Below are 25,305 nucleotides of genomic sequence, written 5' to 3'. Positions count from 1 at the left end.
GGTTATGACAGAATTGGCTCACCGCAGAAACCCCCATCGCCGATTCAGAGGCATAGAAAGCATAATATACCTGTCGGCCAGATTTTTATTCTCACGATCAACACGTCCCAGTTCTGAGTTTGCCATACTCCCTGTTCAACTTAATCTTAACATTTCTTCACCACCTTTATGACTGATCTCGCCCAGGCCATCGCCACCGAAACAGTGGACACACTGAAAAAGTATTACGCAACGCTGTTTGGCGTGAAACCCAAACAGACCCGCAAAGCCGATTTAACCTCGGCTCTGGCTCACGGGTTTGCTGATACGTCACACCTGCAAGCTTATTGGCGGCAATTGCCAGAACTCCAGCGGCAATTGATCCAGGAGTGCCTCTTTACCTACAACGGCCGGGTGGATCGCAAACGCTTCCGGATGAAATACGGTGATTTTCCGGAAAAGCCGCGAGGAAGTCGTTCGTTTTTTGGTTACGACTCCGGCCTGCCGGATTCTATTGCCCTGTTTTTCTACCCTGCAGAGTCAAACTATGGCCCAAAACAGATTCCTGCCGCTTTGGTCGCACTGATGACGTCGTTTGTCGAACCGCCTGCAGCTGACACACTGGTAACCGCTGTTTTGCCCGAACCGCTGCCGGCTGGCTGTTCGATGATACAACGAGAAGCCACGGTACTGAATGAGCTAAGTGCCCTGCTGATTCTTCTGCAGAATCAGCAGTTGAAAGTGGGTGAGAAAACCGGGCAACCTTCCGGTGCCACCCTGAAGAAGGTCGCGAAAGAGGTTCATGAATATTACCCTGCCACAACCTGCCCGGAAGCGGCCGGTATGGAGTTTATTGTGGCGTATGGCTGGGTTCAGTTGATCGCCAACAGTCCGTTCTGCAAGCAGTCCAAAACCACTCTGGCGCCCGCCCGTAAGACCGACCAAAAACCGGTAGCAACCATCAAGGTACTCTGGGAACACTGGCTGAAAAACCGCAAACAGGATGAGTTCCGCCGTATTGATAACATCAAAGGTCAGAACGGCAAGGGCAAGCGTTATTTCACCAACCCGGTTGAACGGAGAGAGGCGATCATCGCCGCGCTCCGGGAGTGTCCGGTGAATACGTGGGTATCGTTTGATCAACTGTCCCGGCATATGTTTATTACCGGCTCCCAACTGCTGGTAACCACCGAACCGGAGTATCTCTATCTTTATGATGCAAACTACGGCATGCTGCACAGCTCCTGGTTTCTGCTTGAGTCTCGCTATCTCCGGTGTTTTCTGTTGGAGTATGCCGCCACACTGGGCTTGATCGATGTCGTGATAGCACCGCCAGAAATGGTTGGTATGGATGAAGACCGTACCTGGGGCACAGACGATATGGACTGCCTGAGCCGTTATGATGGATTGCAGTACATCCGCCTGACGCCTCTGGGCGCTTATATTCTTGGTCTGGCTGACGACTACCAACCCAGTGAGAAGGTCAGCACAGAAACCCCTCTCAACATTCACCGCCAGGGCCGGATTGTTTTTGAGGCACCGCCCACACCCTGGGAGCAGCAGTTTCTTTCCCTCTATGCTGAGCAGGATAAAGGGCATGTCTGGATGCTGTCCAGCCGGAAGATTATGGAGACGTTGCAGTTAGGTGGCAATGTGGCCGAACTGCAGCAGTTTCTTCTGGCTCGAGAGTCTCAACCCTTTCTGCCTGAAGATTGCGAAAGTTTTCTGACTAATTCGGTAAAAAATGCCGATGGCGTTAAGTTCCTGACGGAAGCCCTGGTTTATTCGTGTAAATCAGTGGAAATGGCTGACCTGATTATCAATGACAAGGCGCTTGCGAAGTTCTGTCAGCGTTTGGGCAAGTTGCAGATTGTGCTTCCAAAAAGCAAAGAGAAATCGTTTCGAGAGGGGCTGAATACATTAGGCATCGGATGTGTATGAGCTGTTAATTTGAGTTTAACCTCTGAGGCTTTAACTCCCCGCAGCTTGCTGCGCACTACTCAGAGCTCACTTGATACCCCGGAGCTTGCTCCAGGGTAATCCACTGGACACTGCGAGGATAATTTAAAAAAACATGCACGGCCACCAAATAACAGAAGAGTTCACGCCGGATCAGCAAGATACAGCTGTATCAAGTTTGATTTGATCACTATCACTGATCGCTGTAACGTAGTTTTTCACGCCGTGAAAACCTTGAGGATTGATTGGCCATGCTGAAGAAAAAAACGATCAAAAAAACAGCGGAAACCGAAGTGACGTTTGAGTTTGCTCAACCGGGCATCAAGTCCGTGTCGCTGGTTGCGGAATTTAACCAGTGGCAACCGGTCACCATGAAATACCACAAAAAAGAGAACGCCTTCCGGACCAAAGTAAAACTGCCCGGCAACAAAGCCTTCCATTTCCGTTATCTGCTGGATGAGACCACCTGGGAGAACGACCATAACGCGGATGACTATGTGCCCAACCCTTACGGCAGTGATAACAGTGTGGTCTATACAAAACTCAGAAAGTAATACCCATCTAATTTATGCATGGTGGACTGAGCTGGAGGACAATCCCCTAAAGGGCATAAAGATAAAGTGACGGATCATAGCACTAGCAATGGCGAGGAACTTTAACGAAGGGTTCGTTCAGCTCACCAGCGCAATAAGGTATTGCGAATATTTTCTCTACCCGCATTTAAGAGTGGTGCAGTGCAAAACACCCACACAGCCAGCTCCCACCATTGTTGAGGAAAAAAAGATGAATAATTATTACCTCTCTTTAGGTGCTCGACTTTAGAGTCTGTATAAAACGATAATTCGGTCAGCTTTTTATAGTGAAGCAAGCCGAAATCAGTGAACTGTTTTTCCAAGTTCGTTATTACTTCCGTTTTTTGCCTAAAAGCCTTTAGTTATGCTGCTTCTGAATTATCCGGTATTAACTGGTCGATCAGATCGCGAAAATTGAACTCATATTTTTGCTTATATCTGTTCCAGCCCTTGCGAATAGAGAACCTCGGAATAATTCCTGAAAGAGCAATTTTCATCATGCCTGCAGTGGTTGTATCCGGGCTTCTCCAGGGTATCCGAGAAATATTCAGACATGCCTGATTTTTACAAACGGTTAAGGCTCTTGTAGGATTTCAGACTGCTACTGGGTTGAACATTGCTGAAGCCCTTTATCTACAAAGGTTGTCAGCATATTGTCCGGTAATGTTGCTCAATCCTTGTTTTTCGTGACCTACAGTCAGTTTTCACTGTAGAGCAGTTCGTAATCAAAATAGAGCCACGGTTAATAACTGCAATAATGCATAGCCTGCCATTTTCAAATGCATCCATCGAAGCAGTGTTCGCAATTTCTGCTGCCATAAATGGCAACAGCCAAAAGCATGTTTGAGTTGGTGAAACATTGGCTCTACCGGCCATCTCCGGGAATAGGCACGAAGCACCTCCAGTCCCTCAAGTTCCGGATTGGTCGAGATGAATATTCTGCTTTCGGTCAGACCTTTGTCATTTTCAAAGCGACTCCAGACGACGCGTACTTCACGACCTTTAAGGAATCTGGCGCGACAGATCAGGGTACGATAACGTATTTTGCGAAATTTGCCGTACATCCATACTGTTGCTTTTTCTTCCGGCAGTTTCTTAACCTGTTCTGTCGTCATCTTGATGCCGTACTTTTTTGGGCGCCCTCGCTTCTTTACGGTGGGTGCTGGCGGCAAAGCATAGAGGGCCCGATTTGAAGGTATCTGACCAACAACTTCTATGTTCATTTCCAGAGCTGGCTTTATCAGTGTCCAGTTCATATACCAGCAATCGGTTAGCAGGCGTAGCACTCGATCCTTCACTTCATTGCGTACCACCCTGAGCATGGCCACGGCAATTTTCAGTTTGCTGGTGTTACCTGAAGCTGGTGTCGGAAATGAGATCACCGGTATGGCGGTAAATACTTCATCTGCAGCCCGCTCAAATATGATGGCCAGGGAAACCCAACACTGCCCCCAGATGTACGTCGGCCGATTGCGTTTCTTGCTGTGTTGATGATGTGTACGACAAGCAGGGGCTTTGTCGGAAAACCGTTCGATTACCCAGTCATCAAGCCCCAGGACCACAGGTTGATTCTCAGGAGCTTTGGAGCAGACCAGACGGATCAAGTGGCGTGCCAAGTTCTTCCATTGCCACTTGCCCTGAGATAGCCAGTGGTGGTAGCTGCTCCACACACAATGAAAATCAATTGTTAACAACGCCTGTGTAACAAAGCCGTCGGCTGAAAGCATGCAACCGAACAGCAGTTCGCAGAACGTTGGTACTGCAGTTGATGATAGCGCTCCAGCAAGAAAGGTTGTATATGAAGCGAGCTCCCTGAGGATTACTTGATGATCTGAAGTGAGCATGGCAACCATCTCGAATTTCGTCATTGGGGATGGTTGCTTTTAGCAGATTATGCGCCGGAACTATTGTGCTCTTAAAACTCTAAAGTCGAGTTTAGGTGCAGACCACCCCAATTACCCGGGCTATGTGCGGATTACGGCGCCCAGCCGCGATGATGCCCGCCAGTTAATGGAAGCCCATCATGGCCACGACTGGACCGGCTGTTTTGAAACCTTTGATGAGCTGGATAGCCACCAACGGGTTCAACGGGACTACCTGATCTTTGATAATCTGACCGGCGAGGCGCTTGCCTGGACTTGCCATATCTGCAAGGAGAAACGGCCCGACAGTAAAATAGAGGTCACTCAACGCACGTTACTGGAGGCAGATAATGCACCGGTCTACAACGTCCGATACTGCATTGATAATGATGAATGCCAGCACTGTATTGATGCCTTTATTGAACAGCAGCGTGGAGTATTGAATTAAACAGCGTTGCATGACCATGCAGTAAAGAGCAGCCAGACGCATTGACGAGACTGCTCTGGCGCTTGGTCGCAGGCTGGTCACATCAGGAGTGCGCCCTTAGATTCTGGTTATCCTCCGCCCACGCCAAGGCTTTCTGAAAAGCCGCATCGCCATATTGTGCTGAGCTGAAGCGACGAGTCAGGGCACAGGATTTACGATTCCGCTTTTTCTGGGAGATATGCGCAAGCCAACCGGTTTGACCGTCTTTCTGGGTGTATTTTTCGATGCTCATCATAACCGGCGATCTCCCTTTTGTGGCAATCATTGTGCCTCAGCGTGTTGCTTTCTGACGGTGCGCAATTATTCACCAGACGTGATCCAAAAACCTTGATACGTATCAATACTTATTATCGACAGGTCAGGGTTCGAGTATCTACTGAATTTACACCCACCGATTAAGGTGAGGACAAAAATGGTTTGCCAGGAGATACTCCTTAACGGTCAGAGAATGATCAAAATGTGTTCTCTTGAACTCTGAATTTTACGATTAAACACTCATTAACAATCACTGAGAAACAGAGAAATACACAACCAACCAGCAAGAAACAGCCGTATCATGTTTCATTTGATCACCATCAATGATCGCTGTAACGTAGACTTTCAAGCCATGAGAACCTTGAGGATTGATTGTCTATGCTGAAGAAAAAAACGATCAAAAAAACAGCGGAAACCGAAATAACGTTTGAGTTCGCTCAACCGGGCATCAAGTCCGTGTCGCTGGTTGCGGAATTTAACCAGTGGCAACCGGTCACCATGAAATACCACAAAAAAGAGAACGCCTTCCGGACCAAAGTAAAGCTGCCCGGCGACAAAGCCTTTCATTTCCGTTATCTGCTGGATGAGACCACCTGGGAGAACGACCATAACGCAGACGACTACGTGCCCAATCCTTACGGCAGTGATAACAGTGTGGTCTACACAAAGATCAAGAAGTAATTAAAAAGAAAACCCCGTCACCATAGGGGAATGACGGGGTTTTCTCTACCAGCATAAGGATTGATGTGGTATCGGTAAGCTACCAGAACACTTCTCGCTGGTCAAAAAACAACCTGATTACCACCGACCCTACGTCGTGAGCCAGCTGCTATAATAAACGTCGATAGTCATGTGTTTTGGAGGTAAAACTGATGTGTAAAAACACCATTCAGTTCCAAAAAGGCCTTGGCATTATGCAATTTCTGGCTAATTACGGCAGTGAAGAGCAGTGTGAGAACGCGCTGTCCTCTTGGCGCTGGCCAGATGGCTTCCAATGCCCGAAGTGTGGCTCCCGCAGTTTCTGCAAGCTTCACCGGAAAGCTGAATTCCAGTGCAATTGCTGCCGTTGCCAAACCTCGCTTACCAGTAACACTATCTTTGACTCAACAAAGCTGCCTCTAGCTACCTGGTTTCTGGGTATCTATCTCGTCACCACCCAGAATAAAGCGGGGATTTCTTGCCTGGACGCTTTCATCGACAACTTGGCATTTCCTACAATGCCGCATTGCGCATGAAACACAAACTCATGCAGGTCATGATGGAAAGAGATAACAGCTGGCAGTTGAGTGGTTTTGTTCAGATTGATGACGCCTATTGGGGCGGAGAGCGCCACGGAGGCCGCCGGGGCAGAGGCTCAGAGAACAAAGCCCCTTCGTGGCCGCAGTTCAGACAGATGCTGATAACCACCCTATCTACATGAAGTTCAATGCCGTTGATAACTTCCGGCGAAAAACCATTCAGGAGTGGGCAGAACATGCCCTGAAAAAAGGGTGTCCGGGCCGTCAGCGATGGCTTGTCCTGTTTCCGGGGTATTGAAGATGCCGGATGCCAGCACACAGCCATCATTACCGGTGGTGGGCATGCATCCATGGAGAATGAGTTGTTCACCTGGGTAAATACCATGCTGGAAACGTGAAAACAGCGATTACCGGTACTTACCATAAGCTCGACCCCAAGCATCTGGGCCGTTATCTATCAGAGTTCAACTATCGGTTTAACCGGCGTTTTGATATGCCTTCAATGATCTCAAGGCTAGGTCGGGCTGCAGTCAATACAGCACCGATGCCGGATCGACTTCTCAAACTGCCAGACGTCCAGTGGAAACCGGGTTAGCCATCAACCGATAATTGAAAGTCAGTTGACGTATTAATATCATTATTTCGAATGATGATGTGGGTCTTGCTTGTTCGGAGCGGTTATGAAACCGAATTTAGTTGATAATCTGGAGAACAAGCCGTCATGATGCCTGCTCCACCGGTAATACTGGAGAGGTTCTATTATTTCGTAACTGTTCAGCACCCCCACATAAATCTGGAATTTTCTGATTTTTATACATCCTCTTAAGCACCATTTTTCCACAATATTCGCCAGCATGATTCCAGAACTACCCGCAACTATGTCGGCTGAGATTCTCTTGAAAGAGAATGCAGAGCTGCGGATGAGAGTTGCCTGTCTGGAAGAGCGATGTCGAGAATTGGAAGAAAAGGTTGGCAAGAACAGTCAAAACAGCAGCAAGCCGCCATCGTCTGATGGTTATCAAAAACCTTGTAAAAACAGTAATTCTCCAGATCATTCTGACGACCTTTCCGCAGATAAAGGTACCGATCCATCGGATGAAAAACCCAATCCTAAAAGTCTGAGACAGTCTTCTGGTAATAAAGCCGGTGGAAAGAAAGGGCATCAGGGCACTTGTCTTAAACAGGTCGATATCCCTGACTATATTGAGTACCTTCCGGTTAAAGAATGCAATAAATGTCAGGCGTCTCTTCTTGATAGTGAGCCGGTCAAATATATTGAACGACAGGTGTTTGAACCAGGGAGACCGGGTGAATTTGAAGTAACGGCCCATAGAGCTGAAGTAAAAATCTGCACTTGTGGTTGTCGGAATCAGGCTGAATTCCCGGAAGGTGTTACCGCTGCCGCACAATATGGCTCAGCCACACAGGCTATGGCCGTCTATCTTAACCAATACCATTTCCTGCCTTTTAAGCGCGTGTCAGAGTATTTTAATACTCTCTATAAAATGAGTGTAAGTGCAGGCACTGTCGCCAATTTTGTGGCCAGAACCTATGAAAATCTGGCTTCTACTGAAGAGGTTATTCGTGACGCCTTGCGGGAATCGTCTGTTGCCGGAGCCGATGAAACGGGTATGCGGGCCGAGGGCTCTTTGCACTGGCTACACGTTATGCGGGATGAACAATGGACGCTCTACTACTTGTCTGAAAAGCGAGGTCGTGAGGCCATGGACACGATGGGCATACTGCTAACATTTGCAGGCGTTCTGGTTCATGATCATTGGAAATCCTATTTTGCATATGCGGCAACTCACGTACTTTGCAATGCCCATCACCTGAGGGAGCTTTTGGGTGTTGTTGATAGGGACAGCAATCAACTGGCGTTGCGATTGATGAAGCTACTGAGGCTTTCCTGGCATTACTGCAAGGGCTTTAAGACCATAGGTATGCTACAGATGCCAAGTGTTGTCTGTGAACGAATCGAGAAGATTTATGACCGGTTGCTTCAGCGGGCTCTAATGAAAGAAGTCGTCTATATGGAGAAGCAACGAGAGGAGCTTAAGCGCAAGAAAGTCAAGAATACTAAAGCTTACAATCTCTTCAAACGACTCACTGAGTTCAAGGCTGAGACACTGCGCTTCATGTCAGATTTTACCATTCCCTTCGATAACAATGGCAGTGAGCGGGATGTTCGAATGGCCAAGTTAAAGCAGAAAATCTCAGGCTGCTTCAGGAGTGCAGACGGTGGTTCTATGTTTGCACGGATTCGCAGCTATTTGTCGTCTGCCAGAAAACAGGGAATGGACATATATCAATCACTTCATAGAGCTGTTCGGAATTACTGTAATATGCCTTTGCTCAGTGCTGAATAGTTACATTATTTCTTTACCGGGTTATAGACATAAAGAATGAAAAGCTGCACGTATATTCTTAAATTATCTTTCCCTGTGTCATGACGTACGATCAGTGGTAATCAGGAAAAACAATCGCTCCAGCCTGCTTAACTGAGGCATTCAAACCGCCTGATGGCATGATCACCTAGTAACGACCGAACCTTCTCCTTGCACTTATCCACGCACTCTGCCTCGGTCATCTCATCTACCCTTGCGGCGCATTTTGGTCCGAAAATGTCCAGCATCAGTTGTTTGCACTGCTGTTTTTTGGAGGGAGTTTCAATATCAAGATCAATCATGATACACCTGTATTACCTTATGAAAGCCAGTTCCTGATCATCGAATTTAATTAGAACGTACAGCTATCTCATCTAATACAGCAAATCGATCCCTACTCATCATTGTAATCAACGTTTTCAGGGACAGGAGGTCTTACTGACCAACTCGCATTCTGTCCGGTCAATCCTCCACTGGTCCGCCTGCCTGTCAATTATTCGAGGCTCTATTTGATTTCCGAACTGCTCTGCAGTGAAAATTGGATGTGGACCACGCAATGTAAGGCTTGAGGGCAAATTGCCGAGCAAAGCTCTGAGAGCCTTTAATGATAAGTGCTTCAGCCAGGTTCAATCTGGGAACAGTCTGTAATCCAATAAGAGCCTTATTCGAAATCCATCCTGATCATCACACCATGGAACCGATCAACAATTGACAGCATGCTATCCAGTCAGGCTCAGGTAAGACGCCGTTTTTTGTGTTGGTAGTAGTTCAGACAGGTCTGTGCAGGATCCCTCCGTTCCGACATATGACGATTCCACTGATGAACACCACTCCGGATTCGTGCCTGTCGGGTCGAGTACGACAAATCCGGGTCATCCAGAATCGACAAATACCCGAAAAGGTTACTGTCCATCGGTTCATAATGATCCCTGTCCGCTTCCAGTGTGGTGGTTTTAGTTTTCTTCATTGGCTATTCCCCCCTTTATCCGGGCAATTGAATACATCTGATGCGTCATCTCTGCCCACGTCTTCAGATAGGCCTGCCACACGCTGAACGGGCACCCCTCGTGTCATCAATCCGGTTCCACTGCTCGATCGCCTGAAGTAACTGCACTTCCCGACTGGTTGCAGGAGCATGCTCATCATCCAGGCAGTAAAGAAAGCCAAACAGTTCGGCTCCCACCCGATCACGCTGCTCAAGCGTTGCTTCCCACTTGAGAATGGCCATCACTTCGAGCGGCCAGTATGCATACAGGTCATACCGATCCTGCGCTGATGCCTCAAAAATACAGGTAAACAGGTCATTCTATGTGCCGAACCGGTTTGCCAGCCAGGTCGGTAGCTCGACCTGCTCAACCAACGCTTGAAAAAATGCCGCCGAATCATCCATGACACTGGGCCTCCAGCGATTTGAACAGTGACTTTGGGTAGTCAATGCCTTTCGCATCAAACACACTTTTCACCGCACGGTCGTAAGCTTCAGACGGTGTATAGCGGGCAAATGAGAAACAACAGTACAGCCGCTTGACGCCGGTAGAAACATCGCCCTTGTAGCCAAGCATCGGATAGCAATAAACACCCGGCACCTCGGGCTCGGAGCGTTTTCTCATACAGAACAGCTCATCCGGCAGGGTTTGTCGGTGAGCCATCGCCCGTGCATAGGCCTGATCCTCTGTTTGCCAGGCGCTGCAGACAAACTGATCCTGAATATTGATGTTCAGCGGTTTGCAGGTCACACAGAGTCGGATAAATCGTTGTCCGTCTTTCGTGGTAACGGGATAAAGATGGTGATGAGGATCAGCACGATCCAACCAGCGGCGGTAAATAACCAGATACCTTGCCCGCTTGCCAATGGCCTGGGGAATTTTGAATCGGAGATACCAGTCAGGTACGCTCTTCATTGGGCTGATAACACTATCAGACTTTTTCATACGACAACGCTCTCATCATGAGACTGCTGCTCAGGCAGCTTTTTCGTCCAAAACTCCGCAAAAAAATGAGTATTAAATATTGCGTACAGTCAATACAATTAACCCATGAGCATGAGGAAGATCAACTAACCCAATAGGTATTTGCCACCCTATTGACAAAAATCAATATTCTCAGTGCTCAGGCCAGAAAAGGCTTGCTTACACTCTGCGGAAAAATAGAATTCTGAACGTTAGTGTATGACCATCTAGGGGTTTTGAATGCTCCGTTGCTAGCGTATTCGCTGAAAAAAGACAGTGCATAACAACAAAAAAACAGACAGAGGGGTCTTTATGGTTCCGGCGATTACTGCGACTTCCGCAATTGAGCAGCTACAGACTCAGTCCTTACAGCTGAAATCGTGGTTTGAGCACCGGCCCGATACCATCCACGGACTGTGCGTTCGAAAATATCCTGCCTGGCTCGAGCCACAATGTTTCTTCAAAGCCAATGATCACATCCCCTTCGATACCGCCCGCTTTAACCTCATGATGAATAACAGTCAGCACCTATGGCAAGTTACCCTCGACATGGTCTTTTACATGAAGCGAAGAGTGACCGACGAAGGCCGGGTGGCCGATGCCAGCATTCTGTTTACCGTGCTCGATGACAAAGACCAGCCCAGAGTGGTGGACTACTTGCCGGTATGGGAAGGAAGTATTACTGACAATGAATCACCAGAGCAGTGGGTCGACTTCTGGTTTAAACGACTCACCAAAAGCCCACGTCTGAGACGGATATTTGCCTATAAAAAATATGTGGAAGAGCTTGAATCATGATCAAGAAGCAATTCCAGACAACCTGATTAATTTCCGAGTAAGTAAAACCGTTTAAGGATAAGCGACTATGTACAAAAAAATAAATACTTTGTTAGCGCTTGCTTTTTTTGTTGGTATTACCACTTCCGCTGCGTCTGATGCATTGGCCGTCACTAAACAGGGAGCACTTGGTTCAACCTCCAGCGGTTCTTTTTCAATCACTCTCAAAGTGGAACCCTGCGTCAGGGAAATCCCGCAAATTGATGAAGCCGACTCTGATCCTGATGCGCGTTGCTTTAATGCTCCAGGCATTGACTTTATCGCCATCAGTTGTGAGGGGGATTCATCACCACTCTTCACTGTTTTCCCCAGAAAAAATCAGTTCTGTCTTGGGAGTAAGATGAATGAGTCACTTTTAAATCACATTAACCAGCAGGAATTCCCTGGAAATGAGCCGGTTATTATTGCACCGAACTGAATTCTAAAAAGAACTGGATCTGCATGACGTCTTCGTTAAATACGGATTAAGCCTCAGACACCACATCCTGATAATTCAGTCAGTCTCAAAATTTTTGCTGATTCCTGTCCCCCAGATAGTTGTCTGTTTTTTTTCTTTCCCAGAACAAAAACTCTCTGCGGATTTATGTAGAGAATTTTGTCTTGCCTGAAATCGGTACATTGGTACTGATATGTAAAAACGTGCGCCGTAGACCTTATATTTGGATGGTCTCCATCGAAACGGATGCTGCTTTTTATTTCTGATAGCGCTTCACTGCATTAGTGGCGACCTGGTTGATCTTCTGGTTCAGCCGGTCGAGCCGTTCCCGCTTGGTGTCTCGATCCATGTTTCGGTCTTCCATCACTTTGCGGACTTCCCTGCGCAGCTTGCTGATCTCCCGGCTGGCCTTATTGAGCCCGGCCTTGTTTTTCAGTTTGACACTGGCCGACTGTTCCATCTCCTTCGCCCTCTGGGCTTCCCCGGTTTCCTGATAGTGCTTGATGGACGATGCAATGGCATTCACCTCCTTGTTCATCTCATACAGCTCGTTGGTGTAACGGGTGCTGCCTTTGATGCGATCACCAAAGAAGGAACCGACCACTGGGTAGTCCTGTTTGTTCCATGCGGGCTTTTCCCCGTCTCCGGTCAGGTGTCGGGTAACCTCATCGGTCACCGCCAGCGTTCCTGTGGCAAAGGCATTGAAATAGCCTTTCAGCAGGTGCTTCAGTTTTTTCGGGGAGCGCATCCACTCCGGTGCGCCTTCGGGAAGGTACTGCACCAGTTCCTTTAGCGTCTCACTGGTGTACGGATCGTACTGGGCTTCCGGCTTCAGGTGCTGCAAGCTCATGGGCACAATATCCCGGTTACGGAAACGGTCGCGGTTCTCACCCACTTCCCAGATCGGTTTGATGAACTGCGGTATAGGTGTGGATTCCAGATTGAACATCGCCATTCCCAGAGTCAGCATGGCATCCTTTGTCCACTTGGCATCCTCATGGCCCATCATGCCCTGCCACAGGAACTCCGGGATGGTGGCAAAGATATGCCCTACCTCGAACGGTTTGGGGATTCGGAAGTGGCCGTCTTCTCCGTCACCGATCCAGAAGTGGTGGTAGGCCACCTTTTCGTCGGTGCTGAGTTCCTTGTAGCGATCATCGTCTTCAAACAGTCGCACCAGCAGCCAGGAGGCAAAGCCGTACATCAGCCCCCGCGTCAGCACCTCACCAGAAAAGGCGCTCCAGTGCAGTTCATCACCGGGCTTCACGCCCCGCCACATCCGGTTAACCCCCTGAAGCAAACTGTTGGTGAACTGGATGGATTGGGTCAGAAAACGAACAATGCCCCACTGCCCCTTTCGGGTAAAGTTCATGACATCCAGGGATTGATAGGCGGCTTCCGCCGTAGACCCGCCTTCCTCCTTTACTCGTTCAAAAACGTGGAGCCGGTTGGAGTCCTCGAACCGGGCGCCAATGCTGTCCCAGAAGTCGATCAGTTTGCCGGGCGTGCTCAGAATGCGCTTCTGTGCCGTTGGGGAGAGCTTCTTACGGATGTTGTTGTAGTTGCTCCGGTAGTGACCACTGCTACTGCTGCCTCCGGCCATTTTCATCGCCCACAGGGAGTCATCCTCATCCAGGGATTTTCTGAAACCACGGATGGCACCGGCCAGCGGGTTCATGCCTACGACCTTGCCGTTGACCTCCGGGGCAATATGCACTGCCGTCGAGAGCGTATCCCGGATCAGGTTGCGGAACCAGTAAGCAGGCATCGCCGTGACACCGCGCCGGACTATTTGGCTGGGAATGCCCACCAGTTTCATAAAGCCGCTGTGCAGCTCCGGCCCGATGTCATGAATGGAGGCCAGCAGCAATGGATCATCCACCGCGTAGGTTTCCAGCTTGCCACCCCGTGAGACACTGGTGGTGCCTTTCAGGGTTTCGTACTTCGCCATCAGCGACTTCCAGCCTCTTAATTGCGCTGGTGTGAGGTCGGTACTGACGTCGATCCCCTGAAGAGCTGCCTTTACATCGTCGTCGGTAAAGGTAATTGCACTCTCAATTTTCTCCACGGCTCCCAGTTGCAGGGCGTTATCGATGACCCGTTGCTGGGCGATATTCTTCAGGGCCGCATCGAGCATGGAACGGGTATTGCGCACCATCGCTTCCAGTGGCGCGATCTTTTCCACCCCACCTTTTAACCGTTGAATACCGGAGGTTTGTCCGCCGAGTCCTTTTTTCGGCCGTAGGAATCGCTGGTTTTCTTCCTGGTATTCCAGGTCGTGTATCCGGTTGAACGGGATGTAGTCGCCGGTATCAAACAGCTTGCGCTGCTCCCGGTCGAGGGTGCCGGCGTCTTCCATAAAGTCCAGCAGGTCACGGTTGTGCTGCTGGTAATCGTCCATCACCTGCTTGAACCGCTTGGCCAGTTCCGGCTGGGTATGCACCCAGTTCTGAATGGTGTCGATCCGTTGCTGATCGTACAGGTTCTCCCTATTCTGCTGACTCAGTGCCTTGCCCAGCTTCAGGTCTTTTTCCATCTGCCTGCGGTCACGATTCCAAGCCGAGCGACCGCCCTGATACTCATCCGGCGCCGTGGCATCCAGCATATCTTTCATGGCCTGCCCCTGAGCCAGCAACTGATTGCCTTTGACCCTGGCCGCCTTGTCTTCCTCCATAATTCGCTGCGCACGGTGGCTGCCTTCGTAAACCTCCCAGATGGCCAGCTCATCACGCTCGGTGACTGGCTTCAGCAGTTCAAACAATCCTTTGCTGCCCGGCTTGATGACAATGCTGCCCTCTTTCAGCATCGGGGTGCCTTTATGAAAGGTGGCATCGGTCACGTTGTCCAGATTGCGGGCCAGGTAAACCGCTTTGCTGGCAGACACCGTTGCATCCATCAGCTTGCCATCGTTCAGCAGCTTCTCCTGCTGTTCGATAATGGCGGCATCGGTGAATACGCCCTGATTGATATGAAGCAATCCCCGCTTGATATGCTCTTTCAGCGGTTTGCCCTCCCACCACTCCCGCAACCGGTCGTGCCATAGCTTTGGGGTAATGCCGCCGTGGATGTCGTTGATCACGGACTGCACATCGTCGGGGAGGTCTTTCAGAGCGTAGCGGGGAGCATCATCTGGCTTGAGTTTCTTATCCTGAGACTTACCCTGTTTTTTGTTCTTCAAGGCATCCTTTTTCAGTGCAAAGAGGGGCTGGCCATCCTTCAGAACAGACTCTTTCATCTTGTCGGTAACGGTCACCGACCACACCGTATCGGGTTTGGTGTCGTAAGGGTATTGAGAGCCATTGAAGTTAATCTCAACGGGCTCCAGTTTGGCTCCCCACTTTTTGGTGTACTTCTTCATGTAGTTGGCCAGGCGCTTGTCGTAGAACTCTTTCATGCCCCTGGCGCCGCTATCACCGATGACCTCATCCAAGTTCTCCAGAGTAAAGTCGGAGCTGTGCTCGGCGAAGACCATCCGGTCAAGATCCTGATCAGCCTTATCCCGTGAGTCGTAATAGAGCAGAGAGCCATCCGATGAATGCAATGCCTCACCGTTAGTATCGCGGATAAACCAGCGGTTCTGTTGATCGTCGTTATCCTGCTCAGTGGACCATTGGCTGCGCTCCTCTTTCAGGGATTCATAAACGGAGTGGCTGTCCTCCCGTATTTTTGCCCCTAGACGCTGACCCACGTAAGCGTCCAGCCGCTCCTCCGCAATGTGCTCTCTGCGGTTGCTGCCGTTCCGGTTTTTGATCGTTAAGGAGACATGAGTCAGTCTGCCTTCGTGGGTAAACTGGGGGGATACCTTCATCTGCTCTACCACCTGCCCGAGACTCGGATACCGTTCCACCTGCTGTGCCGCACTGCTCCAGGCGATCCGGTCAAAGCCGTTTTCGGCCGCGTGGCGAATCATCCGTTTCATCACCAGGTTGGGCCAGCTCTCTTTCAGGGGCGCATTAGGTACCTGACGGTAGAACCGGTGCTTGTCAGTATCAAACAGTGATTGTCGTTCATCTCGCAGTGTTTTCAGCTGGGCTTCGGCATCCACCCACTGCTGGAAATGGTTCTCTACATCCTCTGCAACCGTGGTCAATTCGTTATTCAGCTGATCAACCTGCGTTTGATCCTGGTTTTCCTCTGCCTGTTTGAGTTGACGGGTAAGGTCATCACGCCGGGCACCGGTTTCAGCATGCTGCTTGGCGAACTCATCCCGCTGTTTTACGACAGCCCGAATCCTGTCATCGACTGCGTTTATCCGGTCATTGCGCTGCTCTTGCGTGCGTACCGATTCCGGTGTGCGGTAACCACTTTCCCGGCCAGCCTGATGCCAGTCACTCTGTACCTCATCAATAAACAGAATCCGTTCATTACGACCATGGACGTTTTCATCAAAGGTTTGGAAACGAACATGAGCCAGTACGTTTTCCGTAGTGCCCTAGTGGCTTTCGTCATAGTCATCCTGTCGCCATCGGGCAAAGGATTGATGCTCGCTGACGGCAGCGGCGATGGCGGAGGCTTCGGTGGCATGGCCGGTGGTGATCATGGTCTTGTCATCACCATTGTGACGGTAGAGGGTGTAATCCCGGAACGCCTGACTCCAGCCCACATCGTCCACCTTCATACCGGCGGGCATCATGCCCTGCGCCAGTGCCTTGGCTTCTTCTTCGGTAATGGGGCTCAGGTTCTTGTGATTCGGATCTGCGGGGAATACGTGGCTGTTGCCAGCACCAATATCAGCTCAGAATACTCCTCTCCGCCCTGCATGGCATAATTGCGGTACTGAACGTCGGACTCATCCCGCAGCTCCGCTTCCAGGTCACTTCGCACATCCGACTCGTAGTCATTCTCCCAGGCCTCCTGCGCGGCATCTTCCTTATCGGAATAACTGATGTGATCCCGTACCAGCGCCTTGTCGTCCATAGTGTCGACGCTGTTATTGGCTTGCCATTGCGCTTCTTCGTGCAGGGCAGATTCATCCAGATTGCCATCGTCATCCACCAGGGCGTCCACTTCATGGTCATCCAGCTCGCCCTGTTCAAACCGCTGTTTCAGTTCCTGATAGTGGAAGTCGTACTCATCCTCCCGAAGTACCTCCCGCGCATCATCCAGCAGGTGGGACAGCTCATCCAGCGAATAGCCGTGCTCGTAATCGCCAATTCGTTCGCTGATAAAGTGCTGCTGCTTTTCATAGACCCGCTCTTCCAGCTCCTGTTCATCGAACGCATCAACACTGAGGTCTTCGTCGATCCGCACTTCATTCTGGCGGATAAACTCCAGCACCTCGGCCCTGCTCAGCTTCTCGCCCTTTTTGTCAGCGAGCCACAGGTCAAGACCGAGCCACTGGATTTCCTCATCCTGCACAAAGTTGCCTTTCTTGATGGCATTGAGCCAGCTCTGGGCAGGCAGCTTGTCCGACTTCACGGCAGCGGCACTGCGCTCCACAGCAGAGTAGAAGGTCGGGGCTATGCCTGAATCGCTGTAGCGGTTGCCCCAGTCGCGCTCCCGGCGCTTGATGGGACTTCCCCCATCCATGGGGGTCGCCCTCTGTCCATCACGTTTCAGCCTGCCACGGGCAGCACTCAGCAATTCCACCGTATCGGCATCCGTCCATTTGATGTTGGGGAACAACCGGCGCAAAGCATTGCGGATCATGCTGACCACTTTGGTCAGCAGGCCGTTCTTCGGGTCTTTCTCCGCCAGGTGCGCCAGGTATTCCTCAGCAATGATCCGATTGGCTTCCGCCTCGCTCTTGCCTTCGGTCTGCCGGGCGTACCGCTTGCCCAGTGCCTGCTTCAGCCGGTCGTTCATATCCCGATGGATTTCATCCAGCACGGTATCGAGCCGCTTGCCCAGCAGGCCACGGACGCCTTTATGGCCCACCAGTTCATGGAGGACAGTGCGCACCGCTTCCCCAGTGGTATCCAGATTGGCAGCGATCAGGTACGTCTCGCCGGTCTCCGGGTCGAACATACCCCGCACCCGTCCCTGAGCCTTGTCGCTGATCACCTTCTGGTAGAGGCTGGAGGGCAGTTCGGTTTCCGATTGCAGGACGTGGATGGACTGCCCCAGTTTCTGCTCCAGCGGCTTCAGCTTCAGACGCAGCGGACCGGACTGGATACCACGGGCGTTACTGTCTTTTCGCAGGGCGTAGAAGGAACCCCGTTCGTTCAGGTCGGGGGTTCCTCTTTCGGCGGCAGACTGGTAGCTGCTGTCCCTGCCGGTAAAGTGATCCAGCACCTGAATACGGTCGGCCCGATTGAAAAAGTTGATCAGGTTCCGGGTGCCTTTCATGGCCAGTGGTGAGCCATTGCTTTTCAGGATGACCGACGAACTATTGGTGCTGTCCAGTGCCGTCATAACCCTGGCAGCTGCGGGATTTTTCGTGGGGTGCCGAAGGGTTTTCAGATCGCTGTCCGACAACGGCAGGACGCCAGTAACATTGTATTTGCTATCCAGCAGCACCACGGCATTAGGGCTGATGGTGTCCAGAAAAGGGCGAACCGCTTCTGGTGAGCTGAAATTGATGTGCGGCCGGTTATAGCGCAGCCGCCGTTCGGTAATGGGAAAGGCCTTATCACGAGCCATGCGTTTGGGAGCCACGGTTCCCATCAGCACTGTGCCTTCTGCATCCATGATTTTCGCATGGCCAGTGGTCCCCACCACGGCATGCCCCATATTCACCACGCCACTGCCGTCCAGCACTTCATTCAGGCTGTGGGTAATATGCACATCCGACATACTGGGCTCAGGATCACCAGAGGGATGGTTATGGGCAAACCAGACGCTTTTGGCATCGGGCGTAGCAACCACAGCACCGGCCAGTGTCCATGGGGATACGGAAGCAGAGGCTTTCTGCCCCTTGCTGTGTTTGATGATATTGACCACCTTATCATTGCCATCAAGCACAATGGCGATCATTTCCTCCTGTGCCAGCTTGCGGATCGGGGCAATAAAGTGGGCAAGGTCGTCGTAGGTGTGAATGATGTCGGTGCCGGCTCTGATGGTTCCCGTTTCAACGTGCTTAACCAGAACATGCTGGTTCTCGATGATCTGCTGTTTCCGTTCGTCAACGGAGAGGTCTGGGGAGGCGAACAGGTCTTTCTGACCGGAATCTTTCAGGTCGGTCTTGTTGGGCCGACGTTTTCGCTCGCCTATTTCTCCTTCTTCGCCTACTCCGACTCGGTAGCGTCCGGTTCCCTCATCAATTTGTCGAACGCCGATTGTGCCTTCAGCTTCCTGTCCCTGGCCGCCTGCATCTGTTGCTTCTGTTCGGGTGTCAGCAGATGCCCGTAGCGCAGATCGGATTTTGCCCAGGTTTCCAAGCAGCTCTGCCGCGCTCGCTTTGCCACCGAATCGTTCAGGGTCATTCTCTATTTCCTCTTTCAGCCGTTGCAGATGTTTATCGTGGGGGGCTTCCGTGGCGGCTTTCATCACCTGGCGGGTGACATTGCCGTGGAAGCAACCCATACCGCCGTATTGGTCGCAGGAAGTGCAGTTAAAGTTCTTCTTCGGATCTGTGGGATGCTTGATCTTTTTCCAGCCACCATCGACAGGGCATACCCGCTTCATGGCATCCAGCCCGAGCATACGACGCAGGGTGGCTTTATCGCCCAGGACTCGCTGACCGTGTTTAATGGGCAGAATCACCAGTATCCGGTCAAGGTTGGCACGGACAAAGTCGATGCCGTTCTGCTGACCGTCAAACACCACTGCCAGAGGCAGCTCAGGATGCTGAGCAGCCAGTGCAAAGTTGCTGTTGTCCACCGACAGTGCCCGCCAGTTCATCTCTGGCACCTGCTTCAGGAACTCCGGATTCTTGCTGAAGATCTGGAGCCGGATACCCTCCTTGTTCATGGTTCGGATAAAGGGCAGCCATGCCATGGAGCCATCGCCCATATCAAACAGGCGAAGGGCTTTGTTCTGGTAAAACTCCGGAGTGCCTTTGTAATCGTTGGCCGCAATCCGGGCGGTTCTGACCGGGTCTTTCTCCACCGCCCAGTTCACAATTTCTGATTTAATGATGGGATTACTGAACCGGTAATTGCCTTTGGTCGCATAACAGAAGGAAGCACAGTCACGGCTGGGCATACAATCGACAAAGCTGCCATTGATGCTGTTCTCCGGTTTTCCGGCATGCCCCATGACATCCTCTGTGTGCAGGTAACGCCAGAGTCCGGGTTCGCCATGATCTTTCAGGGCTTTGAGGATCGAGGCGTTATCTTTCTGGGACAACAGCGACTGGTAATCCACCTCCCGCCCAGCCACCAGATCATCGATGGTCTGGCGGATCAGCATGGACTGGACGGTCTTCCTTGCCCAGGGTGTATCAGCCAGTTTCTTCAGTCTTGAGATAACTTCCGGTTTATCAGCTCTGTTATCAAGGTACCGTTTGATGGCTGCCCGTTCAGCACCGCCCAGACTCTTGATCCCAGGCACCGAGTAGTGCGGCGCATTTCGGCTGTTGTACCAGTCGCGCTTTCTATGCCCTTCGGGTGCCTGGCGCTTGGTGGCACTTCCCCCGTCCTGGGGGTCGTATTGAGTCTTGTCTTCCTCAATCCCGGCAAAGTCGTCGTCCGTCCACTCATCGCTATCGAGCGTGCCATCGTCCACCGCATCCAGCAGGTCGTCTACTTCGTCCCTTTTGGCTTCTCTGGCAGATTCAGTTGGTCTTCCGGTCCGTTCTTCCGGTTCACTGCTTCGGTTGCTTCCTTCAGCAGTTTGAACAGGTTTGGCTTTCTGCTGCTTCGGGTCTTTGATCGGTGTGGATTTTTCGCCATAGTTTATCTCCAGTTGGTTGTTGGTCTGCTGAATCAGATCGTCCAGTGTCGCCTCTACGGTGCCGAACATATCCCCATCGGCTTGTGATTGCTTTTGCAGGTACTGCTCAATCTGCCTCGCCAGCTCGATCAGGGCCTGCCCCACCTGCCGCGACTTGTTCAGGTTGGCATCGAGCCAACGGGCGAACATTTCCGTTTCTGGGCTGAAGCTGTCCAGCAGGGAGCGCTGATCCAGAATCTCATCCACCGACTGGCCACGGTTGCGGCTGTCCTGCAAAATGCGACTGGCTTCCACCAGCGATTCAATAACGCCATAGTTGCCCAGTTCCTGGTCTATACCCTTGGCCTTGGCAAAGTGCGGCGCTGCCATGGCTAAGGACTTAATCAGGTTCTTCAAGTCTGGCTTGTCGTCCTCGGCAAACAGGCTGTTCAGACGTTCGTCGTCGTAGGCTTTCATAAACAGCGCCGACTCCACACGGTCGCGCATCTGTTTATTCCAGTCGCCCTGACGGGTTTTCAGCTCTCCAGCTTCGACTCCCAGTCGATCAGCAAAGCGGGCAAGAAATACGTCATTGTTTGGATGCAGAAGGTCGCCGGTGTCATCGGTATCGAACAGGTTCAGGTCTTCTTCGGTGATTCGTGAGGCGTCCAGCTTGGCTTTTTCTGCCGGGGACATTGATGCGGTATCACGGGCGTTGGCTTCCTTTGTAAAGGCAATGCGCTGGTCGGTGTCCAGGTCGCCCTGACGCTGGCGCACCAGTACCGGCTGTTTGAAGTTATCCACAGACTCTGGCTTCAGGCCAAAGGATTCAGCGTTTTGCTTCAGGTGTTCCCGGTAGGCTTTCGATTGCTCCCGGTGGTTGCGGTAGGCTTTGCGGATTGCAGCCACACGACCATTGCCGCTTTCTACCACACGATCACTGCCAATAATCGGTGCTCCGGCACTGGCCAGCGGATTAGCTCCCAGCAGTTTCGGGTTCAGTTTGCTGGCAATGCCCCTGATCTGGTCTTCACTGGCCTGGCGAGAACGATCCCTTGGTTGCAGCTCTGCCGGATAATCCGGGTTTACTTTACCGGTATCGCTGTGGCTGGCGATCAGATCACTGGCTTCATAGATGACGTATTGGGTATCCAGTTCACGTTCGGCTGTGGATACTTTTTCATTGCTGCGCCCCATCACAGGTTTGACGCCAGACGGCGTGCCGTATTTCTCCTGTACTGTCAGCCGTAAGCCTTCCTGCTGTTGACTGTTTTCAATGGCTTCAACTTCACGTTCAAAGCGGATGCCATCCCCGCTTTCTACCATAGCCTTCAGGTTGGCCAAGGCTTCTTTCATATTGCGGGGAGTAACGCCTCGGCCACTTTTACGCGCCTGCATTTCCAGTTTTCGCTGATTCTCGATCAGCTTCCGTACCCGGCGCTTCTTGCTATCGTCTCCTTTCTGCCAGTTAAAGGAACGGAACAACCGGTTCAGGCTGTTCATCCGTTCGGTGTAGCTGGCAAGATCCTGATCGGGGTTGCCGGTATACTCTGGTGAGCCCGGGTGCTGATTGGGGGCTTTATTGTTCTGGGCGCTGCGGTGCTGCTGGCTATCCTGCTGTGCGATTTCAGGATCGGCAGCCACATTGCCATAGCGGTTGCCGGTAAAGTCGGCGGGTGGGTGATAGGGCAGAGCCTGTTGGCGGGGTTCGGCAGACTGCTGCCGTTTCCGGTCTTCAGGTCGGCTGACAGACCGGTTCTTCCAATGATTACCCTGCGGTGCTGGCTGTTGCGCTTTCTGTTCAGGCTTACCCACTTTGCGGGTATCCATCAGGCTGTTCCGGGGGGACTGGCCCTCTTGCCCGACAGTTCGGCCCTGCCACTGGCTCGGCTGCTCCATGTTATTAACTGGCTCAGCACTGTCTAAAAAGCGTTTGCCAAACCGTGCTGCCTCTGCCGGATTACCCGGACCATTACGCTGCCACGCTGGCTGGTCATACTGGCTGAAGTCCTGCCCTTCAAAAGCGGGATCAATGACTGGCTCCGGTTCTGCCTGTGCCTGCGGTTGTTCCGGCGGCTGTGTTTCCCCCAGATCATGGAGCTGGCTTTCCAGTCCGGCAATGGCCAGCGAGTTCTGCCGCAGTTGCTCCGCCAGCATGGTCTGGTCAGCATAGGGTTCCTGCATCTGGTCTTGCAGGGTCTGGTGCTGGCTCATCAGGTCATTGAGCTGGTTCTGGAGGATACTGGCCGCTTGCGGGTTGCGGGTTCGACCGGCAGCGCCCACCAGTCCACCCACCGGACCTCCAACAATGGCACCGGACAGTCCCTGCTCCAACGCACCATCAGTCAGTCCTACATCCCTGCCCACCTGCTGCTGGCCGTAGTTGGCCGCCATCTGCTGGCCAACCCCTTCACCGAACTCCTGCGCCCCTTCGGTCAGGAACCCCTTGGCCGCATTCAGGCCACGGGTGCCGGCGTTCTTCAGGATCAGGTTCTCCATGGCCGGACCCGCCAGCCCCATGGAGAGCGCCCCCACCCCGGCAGCCGGGGCAAAGGCGGCCTGTGCCGCTTCCTCGGCCAGCAGGGCTTTGGCCTGCTCAAAAGGCTGGCGGGTATCGCCGCCTCCCGCCTGCTCGTAGGTCTGCTGGTAGAGCTCCTGGAACCTCGGCAGGTCTTTCAGTTGCTCATAGCCCAGTGCCATGATCTGGCTTTTGGCGTCCTCGGCACCGGCCCCGCCAATCATCAGGCCACCGGTTGCCCCGTAGCCAATGGCATGGCTGGCCTTGTCGATGGCGTTGGCATAACCCTGAACCCTGCGGGCATCGGCCAGTCCTTTCACACCAGCCGCTGTACCGGTTGCCTGCAGACCTTTCGCCCCCAGTGCTGCGAGTCCTTTACTGGCCACACCACCGGGTATCATGGACGGTGCCAGAGAGCCAAGCCCCGATGCAAACTGGAGGCCAAAACCGGCAGCGGTACTGCCCTCGGTCAGCCCGAACCGGCCTTCGCCTTTGCGCTCGATACCAAACCCCTGCATCGCCTCCACACTGGACGGGGACATATTGTCGAGCTGTTCTTCAGACTTCTCCCGCAGCCAGTCACTGGCGGCATTATGACCATCGCCGCCCACCAGTCGGCTCGCACCGGATACCAGGTCAGCCGCACCGGCATAACCACCATGCCAGAGGGCTTCCCACAGGTCACCGGCATAGCTGCTCTCCGGGTTACCACGGCGGCGGGTATGCTGATCAAACAGGGAACGGGCTTCCTGGTGGAAACCTTCCGGTATCTGGGGCTTGAGGTAATGCCGCCAATACTGCTCCCGCAGCCGTTCCTGTTCCTGATCGTCCCCCTGCTGAAACATCGGGGTCGAGCTGAAATCGTTCCAGTTCATAGAATCGTCCTTGAATAAACGCTACCTGCCGCCCGCTACCCGTAAAAGCGGGGCGAGGCAGGTGCTTTGCGTGTCTTTTTCGGGAGGCGGGCAGCGGGAAGCGGTCTGTTATCGTCCGACAGAGGGATGGAAGTGACGGAAGGTGCCGGGGGTGCGGTTCAATGGGTTGTAACCGGGATAGCCGTAACCTTGCCCCTGCTTCGGCACTGCGGCATTGGGCGTTACCGGAGGGGGTGGTGGCGGTATCATTGCTTCCCCGCCCCCCAATGCCTGCTTCAAAGCCGCCAGCGGGTCCTGCTGCTGCTGTTGCTGACCAAACAGATCAAACCCCAATGTCCGGTTCGGGGTTTCCTCCCCGGTGGTGACATAGCCCGGATTGCGGGGGCCATACTGTTTCATCAGTTGCCCGTAGTGATCCTGAACCGCCTCCGGTAGCTGGGCTTTCTGGTCTTTGGGGCTCAATCCTGATACATCGGCTTCGCCCTGAGACTGGGCGACTTTCTGAAGTTCTTCAATCAACTTGCCAGGATCATTGACCTTATTGCCCGGATCAAAGGTCTGCTTCTTCTGACCGGCAAAGTTGTTCAGGTTGGAGAGGGAACTGAGGTAGAACTGCTTCACCGGGTTGCCATCGTCACCGAGCAGGCTGACAAGCGGGTCTTCATTGCGGTCGCTGTGATTGAAGCGGATACCGCTGACATTACTGGCCTTGATGCCGGGGTGCTGGTTGATAAACTCGATGGCGTCCTCTGCATCCCGTGGGTCCTGCCCCTGATGGTACTTTTGCAGCATCCGGTTCAGCTTTCCGGCATCCTGCGTCAGGGGGCTTTGCACCGTTTCCCTGCGCTCCATGGGCATTCCGTAACCGGCCTGACCGCCTTGCTGACTCTGCCTGGCGCCCATGCCATTACCCGGCTGACTGCTCTGGGGCATCTGCCCGAACCCGTAAGGCTGACCATGAATGGCGGCAAACCGCTGCTGACGGTCGTAGAACTGGTTCAGGTCGTTCTGGTCGATCTGCTGCTGGTTCATTACCTGCTGCTGTTGCTGACCGGCATACTCCTGCTGCTGTCGGCGCAGCTCACCAAGACGCTGGTTGATGGCGTACTGTTCATCGGCGTAGCCGGGCACTTTGGTGCTGTGGCCAATCGAATCAAACTTGTTCTGGTAAACCCTGCCGTCCGGTCCGATGTACAT

At 52.3% G+C, this 25,305-nt stretch carries 19 protein-coding genes and 1 pseudogene; 9 read left to right on the top strand and 11 right to left on the bottom strand.

The window, feature by feature from the left end:
• Window positions 1–168 precede the first annotated feature (168 nt).
• Window positions 169–1,920, top strand: coding sequence for a hypothetical protein (locus tag MJO57_RS00855; protein WP_252022126.1), 1,752 nt, complete (start codon window positions 169–171; stop codon window positions 1,918–1,920).
• Window positions 1,921–2,189: 269 nt separating this feature from the next.
• Entirely contained in the window at window positions 2,190–2,492 is a 303-nt protein-coding gene (locus MJO57_RS00850; RefSeq protein ID WP_066017023.1) for an isoamylase early set domain-containing protein, read from the top strand.
• 122 nt (window positions 2,493–2,614) lie between these two features.
• Here the strand turns inward: MJO57_RS00850 and MJO57_RS00845 are convergent, their stop codons facing one another.
• The 3 genes from MJO57_RS00845 to MJO57_RS00835 all read right to left on the bottom strand — a co-directional run bounded on the left by MJO57_RS00845 (window position 2,615) and on the right by MJO57_RS00835 (window position 4,378).
• Window positions 2,615–2,833: a hypothetical protein gene (locus MJO57_RS00845; RefSeq protein WP_252022124.1), complete on the bottom strand. Its 219-nt coding sequence runs from the start codon at window positions 2,831–2,833 to the stop codon at window positions 2,615–2,617.
• Between the two features lie 39 nt (window positions 2,834–2,872).
• Complete coding sequence (locus MJO57_RS00840; RefSeq protein ID WP_252022122.1) at window positions 2,873–3,010, bottom strand: hypothetical protein; 138 nt, start codon at window positions 3,008–3,010, stop codon at window positions 2,873–2,875.
• A gap of 225 nt (window positions 3,011–3,235) precedes the next feature.
• Window positions 3,236–4,378: a transposase gene (locus MJO57_RS00835; RefSeq protein WP_252022120.1), complete on the bottom strand. Its 1,143-nt coding sequence runs from the start codon at window positions 4,376–4,378 to the stop codon at window positions 3,236–3,238.
• A 25-nt stretch (window positions 4,379–4,403) separates the two neighbouring features.
• Here MJO57_RS00835 and MJO57_RS00830 point away from each other — a divergent pair, with 25 nt between their 5' ends.
• Window positions 4,404–4,820, top strand: coding sequence for a hypothetical protein (locus MJO57_RS00830; RefSeq protein ID WP_252022119.1), 417 nt, complete (start codon window positions 4,404–4,406; stop codon window positions 4,818–4,820).
• A gap of 82 nt (window positions 4,821–4,902) precedes the next feature.
• On the opposite strand, the gene MJO57_RS00825 is transcribed toward MJO57_RS00830, so the two are convergent.
• Window positions 4,903–5,094 carry a hypothetical protein gene (locus MJO57_RS00825; protein WP_252022117.1) on the bottom strand — a complete coding sequence of 64 codons (192 nt, stop codon included), beginning with the start codon at window positions 5,092–5,094 and terminating at the stop codon, window positions 4,903–4,905.
• Window positions 5,095–5,492: 398 nt separating this feature from the next.
• On the opposite strand from MJO57_RS00825, the gene MJO57_RS00820 reads away from it, so the two are divergent.
• The 3 genes and pseudogenes from MJO57_RS00820 (at window position 5,493) to MJO57_RS00810 (ending at window position 8,721) form a co-directional block, all read left to right on the top strand.
• A complete protein-coding gene (locus tag MJO57_RS00820) occupies window positions 5,493–5,795 on the top strand; it encodes an isoamylase early set domain-containing protein (protein WP_252022116.1) in 303 nt (100 codons plus the stop codon).
• Between the two features lie 191 nt (window positions 5,796–5,986).
• Window positions 5,987–6,947 (top strand): annotated as a pseudogene (locus MJO57_RS00815) (IS1595 family transposase).
• A 259-nt stretch (window positions 6,948–7,206) separates the two neighbouring features.
• The gene (locus MJO57_RS00810) at window positions 7,207–8,721 is read left to right on the top strand and encodes an IS66 family transposase (protein WP_252017330.1); all 1,515 of its coding nucleotides are present in this window, start codon (window positions 7,207–7,209) and stop codon (window positions 8,719–8,721) included.
• A gap of 128 nt (window positions 8,722–8,849) precedes the next feature.
• On the opposite strand, the gene MJO57_RS00805 is transcribed toward MJO57_RS00810, so the two are convergent.
• From MJO57_RS00805 to MJO57_RS00790, 4 genes are all read right to left on the bottom strand, one after another.
• Entirely contained in the window at window positions 8,850–9,041 is a 192-nt protein-coding gene (locus MJO57_RS00805) for a hypothetical protein (protein WP_252022114.1), read from the bottom strand.
• A gap of 431 nt (window positions 9,042–9,472) precedes the next feature.
• On the bottom strand, window positions 9,473–9,706 hold the full coding sequence (locus MJO57_RS00800) for a hypothetical protein (protein WP_252022112.1): 234 nt from the start codon (window positions 9,704–9,706) through the stop codon (window positions 9,473–9,475).
• A 63-nt stretch (window positions 9,707–9,769) separates the two neighbouring features.
• Complete coding sequence (locus MJO57_RS00795; protein ID WP_252022110.1) at window positions 9,770–9,967, bottom strand: hypothetical protein; 198 nt, start codon at window positions 9,965–9,967, stop codon at window positions 9,770–9,772.
• Window positions 9,968–10,121: 154 nt separating this feature from the next.
• The gene (locus tag MJO57_RS00790; RefSeq protein ID WP_252022108.1) at window positions 10,122–10,670 is read right to left on the bottom strand and encodes a hypothetical protein; all 549 of its coding nucleotides are present in this window, start codon (window positions 10,668–10,670) and stop codon (window positions 10,122–10,124) included.
• Window positions 10,671–11,000: 330 nt separating this feature from the next.
• Here MJO57_RS00790 and MJO57_RS00785 point away from each other — a divergent pair, with 330 nt between their 5' ends.
• Window positions 11,001–11,486, top strand: a complete 486-nt coding sequence (locus MJO57_RS00785) for a hypothetical protein (RefSeq protein WP_252022106.1) — start codon at window positions 11,001–11,003, stop codon at window positions 11,484–11,486.
• 67 nt (window positions 11,487–11,553) lie between these two features.
• Window positions 11,554–11,943, top strand: coding sequence for a hypothetical protein (locus MJO57_RS00780; protein ID WP_252022104.1), 390 nt, complete (start codon window positions 11,554–11,556; stop codon window positions 11,941–11,943).
• A 274-nt stretch (window positions 11,944–12,217) separates the two neighbouring features.
• Here the strand turns inward: MJO57_RS00780 and MJO57_RS00775 are convergent, their stop codons facing one another.
• A complete protein-coding gene (locus MJO57_RS00775; protein WP_252022102.1) occupies window positions 12,218–16,051 on the bottom strand; it encodes an LPD38 domain-containing protein in 3,834 nt (1,277 codons plus the stop codon).
• On the opposite strand from MJO57_RS00775, the gene MJO57_RS00770 reads away from it, so the two are divergent.
• The gene (locus MJO57_RS00770; RefSeq protein WP_252022100.1) at window positions 16,019–16,729 is read left to right on the top strand and encodes a hypothetical protein; all 711 of its coding nucleotides are present in this window, start codon (window positions 16,019–16,021) and stop codon (window positions 16,727–16,729) included. The two genes, MJO57_RS00775 and MJO57_RS00770, sit on opposite strands and share 33 nt — an antisense overlap.
• On the opposite strand, the gene MJO57_RS00765 is transcribed toward MJO57_RS00770, so the two are convergent.
• Together MJO57_RS00765 and MJO57_RS00760 are read right to left on the bottom strand one after the other, a co-directional pair.
• The gene (locus MJO57_RS00765; RefSeq protein ID WP_252022098.1) at window positions 16,636–24,108 is read right to left on the bottom strand and encodes a JAB domain-containing protein; all 7,473 of its coding nucleotides are present in this window, start codon (window positions 24,106–24,108) and stop codon (window positions 16,636–16,638) included. The genes MJO57_RS00770 and MJO57_RS00765 overlap by 94 nt on opposite strands.
• A 108-nt stretch (window positions 24,109–24,216) precedes the next feature.
• Window positions 24,217–25,305: a hypothetical protein gene (locus tag MJO57_RS00760; RefSeq protein ID WP_252022096.1), complete on the bottom strand. Its 1,089-nt coding sequence runs from the start codon at window positions 25,303–25,305 to the stop codon at window positions 24,217–24,219.

It is taken from the genome of Endozoicomonas sp. SCSIO W0465 (assembly GCF_023716865.1).
Classification (GTDB): domain Bacteria; phylum Pseudomonadota; class Gammaproteobacteria; order Pseudomonadales; family Endozoicomonadaceae; genus Endozoicomonas.
This window is presented reverse-complemented; position numbering and strand designations above follow the sequence as displayed.